The following is a 12,194-nucleotide window of genomic DNA, read 5'->3' on the forward strand; positions in this document are numbered from 1 at the left end:
CTTTTTGATATACCGTAATTTTTCCAAGTAACATATCATTTAAAATATCAAAAATTTCATATCCTACCGTTTTAAGTTTCTTCTCTAGTTCTAACAATTTCTCCTGATTATCTTTGGAATATGTATGATATTTTCCATAACATTGTTGTTGCGCCATATATATTTTTTCTATGTATTCTTGTAATATTTTCTGTTCTTCTTTTGTCACATAGATGCTATTCTTACATTGCTTAATGTTATTTACAATTCTATTAATCTGATATTCACATTTTCTAATTTCTTTCGATAGTTGCGGTGTTGTATGATCTACAAGTACCTGACTCCTAATGTATCCCGATATATTTGCTCCATAGCCATGTTCTCTTGCTTCATTTTGCAGACATTCATACTGCCAGTTTGTAAAACGTACTGGTACAATTTTTTCTTTTTTTAGGCTTTTTCTTCTTTCTGGTTGATTTTCTACAAATGTCATCTTTGGTTTTTCATATGGTTGTTTTTCTTTCATTTCGTATTCTTCCTTTCGATTGCATATACATAGGTTCTGTTGTTTTCCCTTTCATAACTGCAGGTTACAAATGTATAAATTCTCACTTCTAACTTTTTACGAGAAATAATCTCACTTCGATTTTTAATCTCATCTTCCCATTCTTCCTTAGCTTCTTTAGATTTAAAGGCGATCGGTATCCTTTGAACCTTTCCGGCATATGCAGACACAATCGTAAGATCTATTGTTTTTTCTGGAAGATATAATCGAATCAAATCGTGCTTTTTAACAAATCTTTGATCTCGTAATTTCACCAAATCCGCAAACATCGTTCCATTCCTCATGTGATGTCCATAAATAATATTATTTTCTGATGTAAAATCCTTTTTACACTTTGCTTCCAAGAAAATGGCTCCTGAAGAATTTCTTTTCTTTAAAAATGTCCGATGTAAATATTCTTCATCATCACTTCCTTGTACAATAGGGTAATTAATTCTTGTTCCTGGAATTTTTATCCATGCAACAATATCTTTATTAAGTTTTTTCAGTTCTCCAAAATCTATATTTTTTTCTTTCTTTTGCAGCTGCTCATATTCGGTTTCTGCCTTCTTATATTCTTCTTTCTGGTTATAGATTTTCAATGCTGCATACACAACAACTGCAACACATAATATAAACAACACATTATATATCCATTTTTTCATTCCTGATTCCTTTCTTTTTCAGCTTTCCTCACATAGAAAAGCAATCTTTCCTTACGCATTTTGTAATACACACACTCTGCTTAGCAACATAACTGGCAAGATACGCATTTTGTAATACATTTAGAAGTTCCTTCCAAATGTATTACAAACGCCCTCTTGTCAGGGGAATCTTACGCCCCTGAAACCCCAATTTTAAGTAATCATTTATATCCTTATATTGTTCTGGATATTGATATTTACACACTTCAAATCCTCTTTGCTGATACTTTTTTATTAATTTTTCTGTTGCTTCTTGTCCTTTTTCATCATGATCTAAAGCAAATATAATTTCTTTGATCTGTGGATTTTCCTTCAAAAATGTTTCAAGTGGAAGATCTGCTAACATTCCAAGAGCCAGAAGATTTTCTTCACATGATTCCTTCATTTTATTTTGAATTTCAAAATAACTCATTAAATCAATCACTGCTTCTAATACAACTAGCTTTGTCGATTTTTCATTCCTTAAATTCACTCCATATGATTTATTATTTCCTTCCACATCACCACGAAATGCTTTTTTCCCATTCAATTCTAATGTTCCATGTACTCCTGCATACTGTATTTTTCCTTTCTTATCTCTTCCTAAAAACACTATGTTATGGTATTTTTCTTCTTCATACAGTAATTGTTTTCTAATAAAAAATTGAATGGTATCCGATGATAATTTTCTTTTCTTCATCAAGTACGCATATAATCTTTGAAACCTATCTGATCTCTTTGGAAGTTTCATCTCTCTTGATGATGTATTATCATAATCTTTCCTATAATTCTTTATTTCATCCTGTTGAAAAGAGATATCAATGTTCGCAACTTCTAAACATTCTTTTACCGCCTGCTGGAAACTGTAATTTGCAAATTCTATCAAAAAGTCAATGCTGTTTCCATGTGTTCCATTTGAATATCTCCACCACAGATTTTTTCTGGTATTGATCATTAAAGAATCCATTTCTGCCAATGAAAAATATCTTCCTTTCTTGACCACTGTATAACCTGCGAATTTTGCAATACGTTCTACGGGAACCTGCTTTGCCTGATCAATCTGTTCTTGTGTAAACCTCATCTTTATTTCTCCTCATTCTCTGTCTCTGCATCACTGACAATATTTTGATTGTATAATTTGGTAAGTTCTTCAATCCCTTTATTCAGATATCGATAATATGCACTTCGACTGATATATAGCTTCTGACAAATCTGCAATGGTTTTTTTCTTTCAAAATATGTTTGTTCAATACATTGCACCTGCATATTTTTTAGCCGTATCATCATATTTTCTAAGATTTTAATCTGCAGTAATCGATTATCCATATACAAAATTTCTGTCTTCAGATTCCGAATTAAGATTTGATTTTTTATTCTTTCATTTTCTAAATCTTTTATCTCTCCTGTATGTCCTCCTGTATTCGTAGAAATTTTAGCTGATATATCCACTGACATTTCAATCAGTGATCGATCTTCTTTTAATATTCCTTGGAATTCCTTGATTCTCTTTGGATATTGTTTTTTGATAAAATTTGCTTCCTGCAGAAGCATCCGACATTGATTCGTTGTAATATGATTCAGCATTTTATCTTCTCCTTCCGTTTTTTTGCATAAAGAAAGCTGAACAGGTTTATTTGTTCAGCTTTCTAATCATTCTTTATGTAATTGTTATGTTATTTTAAAAATTTTCTCTTAAATCATAATTCACTCTTGCTTGATAATAACTGTCCATCGTAATTGTTGAATTATAAAGAGCTGTCAGCAAATATGCCTTAATATTTCCAATATTCGTCTGATTCTTCTGCATACTATCCAACACATATTCAATATGCAATTGATTTATCTTACAAAATCGACTCTTAATAACCGCTATAGATTTTTCTGTGCCGTTCACTCTTTCGAATGATTCATCGGGCATCATGAATATTTCTGTCATTAGTTCTACCAGCTCATCCACTAACTCTATGCGATAAAATTTGTTTTGTTCAAACGCTGTATATGATATCTGCTCCTTTACAATTTTTCTGCAATGGTCTATCTTATCCATCTCGTCTTCTGATAAATCTATGTTTTTTGATAAGATAGATTGATTATTATCAGTTTTATTTATATCAGTCTTATTTGATTGTGATTTTGAGAACTCCAGAATATTGTTTTTCACAACTTCTGAATTATGATTTTCATCATTCTTGAATTGTGATTTTAAAAATTCCGGATTTGTGATTTTCGCAACTCCTGAATTGTGATTTTCACTATTCTTAAATTTTGCTTCCGAAGCTATTGCTTCCTTTTCTTTTATTATTTTCTCTTGAATCTTACAAAATTCCTTGAATTTTAATTCAAAATCTGATAGATTTTCCAAATTTCTTCTCCCTGAATTGTGATTTTCACTATTCTTGAGTTGTGTTTCAGATACCGCCTGATTTTCCATTTTCATCATTCCTGAATTGTGATTTTCACTATTCTGTACTTCTGATTCTGCATTTTCCTGATTTATGATTTTCACTATTCCTGAATTGTGATTTTCATCATTCAAGAACTTCTGTCTCTTATCCTGTAGTTCTTCAATTTCCACAATTCTTGACTGCCTCTGTTCTGTCTGTTGTTTTTCTCCCTCCTCATCTTTAATCATAAAATTCTTTACATAAATAACATTTGGTTTTCCTAAGCCTAATCTTTTCTTTTCGATCAATCCGATTCCTGTTTTGACATCTAACTCTTTTAGTAATCGCACCGCTTTTTGTGTTCCACAATTCATAAGATCACAAATATTATTGACTGTAAAAATAATATAGACTCTTTCTTCTTCATCCATCCAATGATTTTTTAGGCTCAAACTCATACGGTCTAACATTAGACCGTAGAGTACCTTTGCTTCACATGACAAATCTTGAAAAATAGTATCTGTAAACAGCATTTTAGGGATTCTATAAAACGAATATTGCTCCGCTTCAACCCCTCGATAATAATCAAAAATTATATCATTCATTGTACAATTCCTTTCTTATGACTCCATTCTTCTAGTAATTCGTAAATAACAGATTCCATCTGCTCCTTTGTATATTCTTCTGGAAAATAATTTTTAATTCGCTTTGATGATATTGTTACATTCACTCTTGTCTCATTTCTTTGAGCAAAAAGTTCATAAAGAGTTTCTTTCTTCAAATTTCCAGCCTGACTTAGTTCTTTAATCTTCGTTGCTAATTGTCTATTCGGGAATATTAGCAAATATTCGATTACATCCAATACAATTTTCTGTTGTTCCTCTGTTAATCCTGCAAGCTGTTCCGCAGAAACCACTTGTAACTCTCCATTATCTACATACTTTAATAATTCTGGAACTAATTTTGATAATCTGATATATCTTTGTACTGTTCTACTGCTGTCTCCTGCCATTTCACCTACCATATCTGCTGTATTTTTTCTTCCTTTGACTCCTTGATGTTTCAGAGCTTCATACTTCATAGCATAAGCATGTGCCTTTTCACTTGGTAGAACATGTTCCCTTTGTATATTTGAATCTACCATAATGATTGTGGCTTCATCATCTGTATAGTTTCTTATAATCGCTGGTATTTTAGCCTTTCCTGCCAATTGACATGCATATTTTCTACGATGTCCCGATATGATTTCATATCCACCACCTTCTCTTGGTCTGACAATACAAGGATTTAAAACACCATATTCTTTAATACTGTCCACAGTTTCTTGCATTTTTTCATCATTTATCACATGAAATGGGTGATTCTTAAAGTCATATAAACAATCAATTGGTATTTCTGTTATTTTATCAACACTATTTTCTTGGTTAACTTCAATTCCTAATAATTCTTCATAACTTGTTAAATGTATTTCCTTTTTTGGTTTACGCATGATCCAGCACCCCCTCTACAAGCTTCTGATAGCTTTGAGCGCCTTTTCCACCACCATCATAGGCGAATATACTAATTCCTTCTGAAGCCGTCTCTGCGATCGTTACAGCTCTTGGAATAGACTCTTTAAAGATTCTGATTTTATCTCCATATGTACTAATGACTGCTTTTTTATTTCGTTTTGAATTATTAAATGTTGGAGTATCAAACGTAAAGACAATTCCTTCAATTTTGAGGTCTGGATTAAACTTCGCCTTAATTGCACTATAAACCTTTAACAATTCCATTAACCCATCTGCTGCATAATATTCTGGCTCCATTGGAATCAATACACTATCTGCGGCTGTTAGAGCATTGATTGTCAACATTCCTAAAGATGGCATACAATCTATAATCATAAAATCATAATCTTCTTTGAGCAACATCAAATATTCTCTTAATATTATTTCTCGATCCTCTGCCATAATCAATGACACATCCAAACCTGAAAGTAATTTATTAGACGGAATTACATCGACTCCTTCTTCATGATGTAAAATTACTTCTCTAGGATCAAATTTAATCCCCATGACAATATTTTCTAACATATTTTTTAAAGTTACTGGAACTTTCTTAGAAAATCCAAGACCTATCGTTAAATGTCCCTGTGGATCGAGGTCTACTAATAATACTCTTTTTCCTTGTCTAACTAATCCAATTCCTAAATTGATTGCTGTTGTTGTTTTTCCTACTCCACCCTTTTGGTTGGCGATTGCGATTACTCTACACATAACATTTCCTCTCTTTCTACTTTTCTTTTTTATTTACTTCTGCATAAACTCGAAAATATTTATTTGTTCCTTTGTTTGCAAATGGTTCTGAAATCCCAAGTACTCTAATTCTTTTATCTTCCTCTAAGATTTTTTGGAACCATTCAATGTCGCTTGTCATTCCCTGCATTCTGATTTTTAACATCTCATGCCCTCCCATTTTTATTTTTTTGGAAATGTTATGTTATGAGTATTCTTTTTGGTTGCACTTATCGCTGTGTTATTCATTGCATTTTCTCCCTTCTTTATAAATTTTATATAAAAAAATAGAGATACTTTGTAATTAAAGTATCCCTATAATTTATCATCTATTTGATGATTTACTTTTATTTATAAAATCAGGATTCAATGTTCCTATAACAACATCATCAAGGACTACAGAAATGTCGATTTCTTGTAAAAACTGTTTTTTTCTAGAATTTCCTTCTATTTTCTTATAAATTAAATTCTTAGTAACCAGCGTAAACTCAAGGATTTTCAGGCATTGATCTAATTTGTTCCCATTGTAATCTCGACGGATGTAGAGATAAAACAGCACATTAAAAACACTCCTGGAATCAGAAATGTTACTGGAATCACATGAAGGCATAAATTGACAACAGAATCTTTTCCTCCCATTGCCGCTGCTGCTCCTTGAAATCCACCTGCCATCAGATAAATTAAAACGATCATCATAACCCCTGAATTTCCCATGTTCGTTGTCATAATATTTAATTTATCTGGTACATTCATTCCACGATTTAAAAGCAATGCCACTGCACAACCCGCTAAAAGTGCAACATGACGTGGAAATTTTCCAAATGGATCATCGACTCCCATCAAAGTAAATGTAATCCCGCATCCCACATAACATACCAAAAATACGATCAGTGGAAGAAAAGCCACTGCTCCTAGATTTTTCTTTTGTTTATCCATCTCTTATTTTTTCCTCACATTCTTTTTTCTATCACATATCCATTTTATTTCTTTGCCAAATGTTTATCCAAAGCATCTTTTAATTGTGTCAACGCCTGCTTTACTGTCACTCGTGGACACGCAACATTGAAACGCTCAAACTGTGCTGTCTCTGGTCCAAAGATAATTCCTGAATCCAGCCATAATTTTGCTTCTTCTAACATCAAGTGTTCTAATTCTTCATTACTAAATCCATATCCAGAAAAATCAACCCATACAAGATAAGTTCCTTCTGGTTGTACCATTGTAGCCTTTGGGAAGTTTTCTTTTACAAACTTACTCATATATTGCACATTTTCATAGATATATTCTACCAGCTCATCAACCCATTCTGCACCTTTTGTATAGCATACTTTTACAGCTAACTGTCCCATTAAGCTTCCCTGACTGTAAGCTGCCTGTGTATTGGCCCACTGATATTTCTTTCTTAATTCTTCATTTGGAATAATGATATTGGCTGGCTGTAATCCTGCAACATTAAATGTCTTTCCTGGAGAACTGTAAAGTGCAATGATCTCGCGATATTTTTCATCCAGATTCATACAGCTTGTAAACTCATGTCCAGGGAAAATGAAATCACAATGCATCTCATCAACCATCCAGACTACATTATATTTAAGACAGATTTCTGCCACTTGTTCCATCTCTTCTCTTGTCCAGACTCTTCCGACTGGGTTGTGCGGATTACAGAAGATCAGTGCTTTTACATTTTCTTCTTTGATCATCTGTTCCATTTTTTCAAAATCGATGGAATAATGATTGTTTTCATAACGAAGCTGGCAGTTTACCAGTTTTCTTCCATCATTTTTGATAACTTCACTGAATGGATAGTAAACTGGCTGCATTACCATCATTGTATCGCCTTCTTCGGTAAATGCTCTGACACTTGTTCCTATTGCGTAAACGATTCCTGCACCAAGTGTTACCCATTCTGAATCGATCGTATATCCATATCGTGTGGAAAACCAGTGATTCATCGCATCAAAATAGTCATCCAACGGATCTGTATATCCAAAAATTCCATGATCGATTCTTTTGTGGAATTCATCAAGAATCTCATCTGGCAGACGAAAATCCATATCTGCTACCCATAATGGAAGTAAATCATTTCTTCCTTTTCTCTTCATTCCAAAATCATATTTTAGACAGTCTGTTCCATGTCTGTCAATCACTTCATCAAAGTTGTATTTTCCCATTTATGTACTCCTTTTTAAGTTTTGCTATACTATTATATAGCAAAAATAACTGTAGACAAAGTACAAAATACCACTCTACAGTTATTGCTAATTTTACTAGTAATATATCTTACTATTCCACAGGAACATATAGTATTTCATTTTTACCACCACAGATCATACCAAGCGTTGCACTCTTGGCATTGGAAAGATCATATTCTTTCTTTATGATTTCTTTGATTGACATAGCTTCTTCCATAACTGTCTTTTCCAAGTTCCCACCACCGATACTTCCAATAATTCCATCTTTTGTAACAAGCATCATACTTCCAACACCTCGTGGAGATGAACCGGATTTCTTTGTGATAATACATAAGACTCCAGATTCTTTTGTTTCAAAAAGTTCTTTGCTCATCGTACTTTCTGTTTCTTGATTCTTGATCTCAACCATCTCTGCTGCGATACTGATCGCGATCTCTTCTGGGGTTCTTGCTCCGATTTTTAATCCGATTGGTGCATGGATCGTGCTGATCTGTTCTTTGCTGTATCCTTCTTCTTTCATCGTCTCAAAAGTTTTTGCTACTTTTCCCTTGCTTCCGATCATTCCAAGATAAAGATATGATCTTCTTAAAACAGTTTCTGCACATAATCTGTCATTTGCGTGTCCTCGTGTGACAACGACATAAAATACGTTATCCTGTTCTGGCAAAATATCTTCTATATTATGAAAATCCCTGCAATAAACCTCATCTGCTTGTGGAAGCTTCTCCGGATCTGCAAATTCCTCTCTATCATCAATCATAATCGTATAGAAATCTAAAAATTTTGCAATCTGAAGCAACTGGATTGCTACATGTCCTGCTCCGAAGATGACTAGTTTCGGCTGAATCTTAAACCAGTCTTCTTTGATCTGTGTGACATCTTTTTCTTCCTGTAAAAATCGGGCAATCACTCTTTGATATAAGGTGTCTGCCTGTCCTGGATATACTTTGATTTTTTTATCTTTATATTGCTCTCTCAATGGTCCTAGATATCCTTTCTTCAGTAATTTTTGTAAATGAAATGGTGTAATGACCGTATCATCTTTGATTTCTAAATCTTCATCTGCTAAGGAAAGTCTGTGGACAACTTCTTTTGCTGGTTTCCCTAGTGCCGACATTCCGATCACAACATGAATCTCATCAGTATTTTCTGGAATTACTGGTTCATAATCTGCCGGAATCTTTGCAGGCATTCCTCTGGAACCGTCAGCTTCTATCAGGGTAATATCTGCTTCTTCGACAGCTTGATCATAAAGATCTTTTGGTAATGAGCCAATCTTTTGTACTAATGCATCTTTTGTTGTTGTCAGCATCCCTGCCATACAATATCCTGTCTCACTTAATGGATTTAAAAGATCCTTCGCACATGTCGGAATGACTGTGTCTGGTTCTTTTTTCATATGTGTTGTCGTTGTGACAAAGACTTTCTTTCCAAGACTTCTATAATACCTGGATAGCTTATGAACTCTCGTTGTTTTTCCACCTGAACCTACGACTGCAATGATCATCATATTTTCCTCTTATTCTTCCGCCAGAATCTTTACTGCATCAATAATCCGGTTGATTTCTTCCATCGTTGTCTTATGTCCAAAACTAAATCTTACCATTCCCTGCTCTGTCGTACCAAAATGTTCATGTACCAACGGTGCACAATGAGCTCCTGACCTTGTCTGGATGTGAAAACGCTCCATCAATTCATCGCTGACACTTCCAGAATCATAGTCTTCCAGATTGATTGAACAAATGGCTGTCTGTTTTATGAAATCGAAAGAATTTTCATGATATATCTTAATTCCTTTAATTTTTCCAATATTCTTATAAAATGTTTCAATGAGATTCTTTTCTTGTTCGCGTATCCTATCGGTTCCATAAGTATTGATATGATCGATCGCTGCTCCAAGTCCTGCGATTCCAATACTATTTAATGTTCCCGCTTCCAATGCCTGCGGTAAGACTTCTGGCTGTGTCTTAGAAAAAGATAGGATTCCTGTTCCACCTGTTTTTAGTGGGCGGATCTTTACACCTTTTCTAATACAGATTCCACCGATTCCCTGTGGTCCCATCAATCCTTTATGTCCGGTAAAACATAAAACATCGATATGATCTTCCTTCATAGAAATCGGGATCACTCCTGCACTTTGGGCTGTATCTACAACAAAGAGGATTCCTTTTTCCTTACACAACTTTCCAACGCTTTGGATATCAAACACTTCTCCTGTTACATTGGATGCGTGTGTCATCACAACCATTTTCGTATCTTCATTGATCACCTGTTTGATATCTCTGACCTCTGGTGAAGTGATCGTTAGACGGACACCTTGTTGTTCCATCTCATATAATGGGCGCAAAACGCTATTATGCTCCATAAAGGTTGTGATCACATGATCACCTTTCTTTAAACATCCTTTGATCGCAGTGTTTAAGCTTTCTGTCACCCCACTTGTAAATACAACTTGTTCTGGTCCAAATCCATCAAAAAACTGATCTACTTTCGTACGAACTTCGTAAATCTTTCTTGCAGCATCTAATGAACTTTCGTTGACACCTCTTCCACTGTTACCAAGAGATAATGCATTTATGACTGCCTCTTTAACACATGTTGGTTTCGTAATATGTGTTGCTGCGTAATCTGCATAAATTGTTTCTGACTCTTGTTTTTCACTAGTATGTGTAGAAACTTCTTGTTCTTCCTGCTGATCTGGAATATCATTTTTCAAATATAACAATGCTTCTAATACACCACCTGCAATGCATCTGGCTTTATCTGAAATCGTAAAACAGTTATCATATTCTTCTGCTCTTGGATCGATATCTGCAATCTTAAATCCTTTTGTTACTGGATATCCATCACGGATTAAACCTCGTAATAATCCATCCATACTTGCAGGTACATCAACGATTTCTCCCTCTGGTGTCTCAATCTTTGCTAATAACTGGCCTTTTGTGACCATATCAGTAATATGGCAGATATTCCTTAAGATCCCTTTAGCTGGGGAATGGATCACTCGTTCTTTTCCAAAGCCTTTGATCACTCCTGGAATTCCTGTGTTCGGAATCGCACTGCCTTCTTTGATGATCCTTCCAAGCCTGTGTCCACGCATCGTCTCGATCACAACATCGACATCTTCCCCGGCTGTAAATCCAGGTCCTAAAGCAATCGTGATCGGTGCCATATCTCTTGTTGTACCAAGATTTTTCTTCGCAAGAATGGCATCAACAACTGCGATCGGATGCAACTGTTTGATCATCTCTCCTTTTGCATCGATCATTAATGCCGGATTCCCTGCTTTCATGATCTGTTCTGCTTCTTTGATATCATGTGCAAGATGGCAGGTCATATCCTCAACCTGCCACTTTTCTTCATAAACTGCTTCTGAAAATGCAACATTTCTACGAATTGCAGATGGATGTGCAATTTCTAAGATCAATACATGAAAACCACTTTTTACCAATTTATAAATTGTCCCTGTGGCGATATCGCCACCACCTCTTACAATGACTAAATCTTTCATAAACATTCCTCAAGGTTTGATCACTTTTCCTGCTTTTTCCATCATTTCTACGATATCATACATATTTGTGATAGAACCAACCGCTAATTTATCTGTAATATCATAGAAATTTAAGCATGTTCCGCAAGTATATATTTCGACTCCTTCTGCTTCTAATGTTTTTAAATCTTCTAAAGAATCAGAATCTTCGCATGTAAGATATGCTCCTGAATTATAAAATAATACCTTTGATGGAAGTTTATCCTGTTTTGTTACTGCAAATAAAAATGCTTTGATCAATGTCTGTCCAAGGGCTTTCTCTCCTTGTCCCATCTCATTGGATGATACAACGATCACAAAATCATCCTTTGCGGATGGTTCACAGACAATTTCTTCTTCCCCATCTGCTGGTGTATAGTTTGCTGCCATGATCTCAATCTTAAATTCATTGTCTGAGATCTTTTCACTTTTGACTTCACAGTTTTTACCTTCTGCAAATCTTGTGACATTCTGGACAGCTGGTTCATTGTCTACCAGAACAACTAATTTTGTCTCTCCATCCATGGATTCTAATGCTTTCTTTGTGTGTACAACAGGAATCGGACAAGCGTTTCCTCTTTCATCAATCTGTTTCATGTTTGATTAT

At 34.5% G+C, this 12,194-nt stretch carries 13 protein-coding genes and 1 pseudogene; all 14 read right to left on the bottom strand.

The window, feature by feature from the left end:
* Positions 1-505 (bottom strand): hypothetical protein (locus tag KE503_RS11245; RefSeq protein ID WP_212385252.1); only part of this gene is annotated, 505 nt, incomplete at its 3' end.
* Positions 502-1,188 (bottom strand): class B sortase, encoded by a 687-nt coding sequence (srtB, locus tag KE503_RS11250; protein ID WP_055072521.1) that lies wholly within the window; start codon positions 1,186-1,188, stop codon positions 502-504. The genes KE503_RS11245 and srtB, both read right to left, overlap by 4 nt.
* Before the next feature lie 142 nt (positions 1,189-1,330).
* On the bottom strand, positions 1,331-2,287 hold the full coding sequence (locus KE503_RS11255) for a DUF3991 domain-containing protein (protein ID WP_173727883.1): 957 nt from the start codon (positions 2,285-2,287) through the stop codon (positions 1,331-1,333).
* A 2-nt stretch (positions 2,288-2,289) separates the two neighbouring features.
* Positions 2,290-2,790 (bottom strand): DUF1492 domain-containing protein, encoded by a 501-nt coding sequence (locus KE503_RS11260; protein WP_173727881.1) that lies wholly within the window; start codon positions 2,788-2,790, stop codon positions 2,290-2,292.
* Positions 2,791-2,884: 94 nt separating this feature from the next.
* Positions 2,885-4,195, bottom strand: a complete 1,311-nt coding sequence (locus tag KE503_RS11265) for a replication initiator protein A (protein ID WP_173727879.1) — start codon at positions 4,193-4,195, stop codon at positions 2,885-2,887.
* The gene (locus tag KE503_RS11270) at positions 4,192-5,079 is read right to left on the bottom strand and encodes a ParB/RepB/Spo0J family partition protein (RefSeq protein ID WP_212385253.1); all 888 of its coding nucleotides are present in this window, start codon (positions 5,077-5,079) and stop codon (positions 4,192-4,194) included. The genes KE503_RS11265 and KE503_RS11270 overlap by 4 nt, the downstream gene beginning before the upstream one ends.
* Positions 5,072-5,848: a ParA family protein gene (locus KE503_RS11275; RefSeq protein WP_212385254.1), complete on the bottom strand. Its 777-nt coding sequence runs from the start codon at positions 5,846-5,848 to the stop codon at positions 5,072-5,074. Before KE503_RS11275 ends, KE503_RS11270 begins: the two co-directional genes overlap by 8 nt.
* A gap of 16 nt (positions 5,849-5,864) precedes the next feature.
* Positions 5,865-6,032, bottom strand: a complete 168-nt coding sequence (locus KE503_RS11280; protein WP_008392711.1) for a hypothetical protein — start codon at positions 6,030-6,032, stop codon at positions 5,865-5,867.
* A 344-nt stretch (positions 6,033-6,376) separates the two neighbouring features.
* Entirely contained in the window at positions 6,377-6,802 is a 426-nt protein-coding gene (locus tag KE503_RS11285) for a hypothetical protein (protein WP_249183047.1), read from the bottom strand.
* A gap of 44 nt (positions 6,803-6,846) precedes the next feature.
* The gene (locus tag KE503_RS11290) at positions 6,847-8,037 is read right to left on the bottom strand and encodes a MalY/PatB family protein (protein ID WP_212385255.1); all 1,191 of its coding nucleotides are present in this window, start codon (positions 8,035-8,037) and stop codon (positions 6,847-6,849) included.
* A gap of 112 nt (positions 8,038-8,149) precedes the next feature.
* The gene (gene yqeC, locus KE503_RS11295) at positions 8,150-9,568 is read right to left on the bottom strand and encodes a selenium cofactor biosynthesis protein YqeC (protein ID WP_212385256.1); all 1,419 of its coding nucleotides are present in this window, start codon (positions 9,566-9,568) and stop codon (positions 8,150-8,152) included.
* 9 nt (positions 9,569-9,577) lie between these two features.
* A complete protein-coding gene (locus tag KE503_RS14995) occupies positions 9,578-10,696 on the bottom strand; it encodes an aminotransferase class V-fold PLP-dependent enzyme (RefSeq protein ID WP_334300460.1) in 1,119 nt (372 codons plus the stop codon).
* Between the two features lie 72 nt (positions 10,697-10,768).
* A pseudogene (gene yqeB, locus KE503_RS15000) lies at positions 10,769-11,575 on the bottom strand (selenium-dependent molybdenum cofactor biosynthesis protein YqeB); the annotation flags it as partial.
* 3 nt (positions 11,576-11,578) lie between these two features.
* Positions 11,579-12,184 carry a sulfurtransferase-like selenium metabolism protein YedF gene (yedF, locus tag KE503_RS11305; protein ID WP_212385258.1) on the bottom strand — a complete coding sequence of 202 codons (606 nt, stop codon included), beginning with the start codon at positions 12,182-12,184 and terminating at the stop codon, positions 11,579-11,581.
* Positions 12,185-12,194: the final 10 nt, after the last annotated feature.

The sequence above is a fragment of the Anaerostipes sp. Marseille-Q3525 genome (assembly GCF_018223505.1).
In the GTDB taxonomy this organism is placed as follows: Bacteria; Bacillota; Clostridia; order Lachnospirales; family Lachnospiraceae; genus Anaerostipes; species Anaerostipes amylophilus.

What these genes read in the sequence shown, in the direction of transcription:
- KE503_RS11275 (WP_212385254.1), bottom strand. Translation starts at nt 5,848, where the DNA reads ATGTGTAGAGTAATCGCAATCGCCAACCAAAAGGGTGGAGTAGGAAAA.
- KE503_RS11290 (WP_212385255.1), bottom strand. Translation starts at nt 8,037, where the DNA reads ATGGGAAAATACAACTTTGATGAAGTGATTGACAGACATGGAACAGAC.
- KE503_RS11280 (WP_008392711.1), bottom strand. Translation starts at nt 6,032, where the DNA reads ATGTTAAAAATCAGAATGCAGGGAATGACAAGCGACATTGAATGGTTC.
- srtB (WP_055072521.1), bottom strand. Translation starts at nt 1,188, where the DNA reads ATGAAAAAATGGATATATAATGTGTTGTTTATATTATGTGTTGCAGTT.
- yqeC (WP_212385256.1), bottom strand. Translation starts at nt 9,568, where the DNA reads ATGATGATCATTGCAGTCGTAGGTTCAGGTGGAAAAACAACGAGAGTT.
- KE503_RS11270 (WP_212385253.1), bottom strand. Translation starts at nt 5,079, where the DNA reads ATGCGTAAACCAAAAAAGGAAATACATTTAACAAGTTATGAAGAATTA.
- KE503_RS11255 (WP_173727883.1), bottom strand. Translation starts at nt 2,287, where the DNA reads ATGAGGTTTACACAAGAACAGATTGATCAGGCAAAGCAGGTTCCCGTA.
- KE503_RS11260 (WP_173727881.1), bottom strand. Translation starts at nt 2,790, where the DNA reads ATGCTGAATCATATTACAACGAATCAATGTCGGATGCTTCTGCAGGAA.
- yedF (WP_212385258.1), bottom strand. Translation starts at nt 12,184, where the DNA reads ATGAAACAGATTGATGAAAGAGGAAACGCTTGTCCGATTCCTGTTGTA.
- KE503_RS11285 (WP_249183047.1), bottom strand. Translation starts at nt 6,802, where the DNA reads ATGGATAAACAAAAGAAAAATCTAGGAGCAGTGGCTTTTCTTCCACTG.
- KE503_RS11265 (WP_173727879.1), bottom strand. Translation starts at nt 4,195, where the DNA reads ATGAATGATATAATTTTTGATTATTATCGAGGGGTTGAAGCGGAGCAA.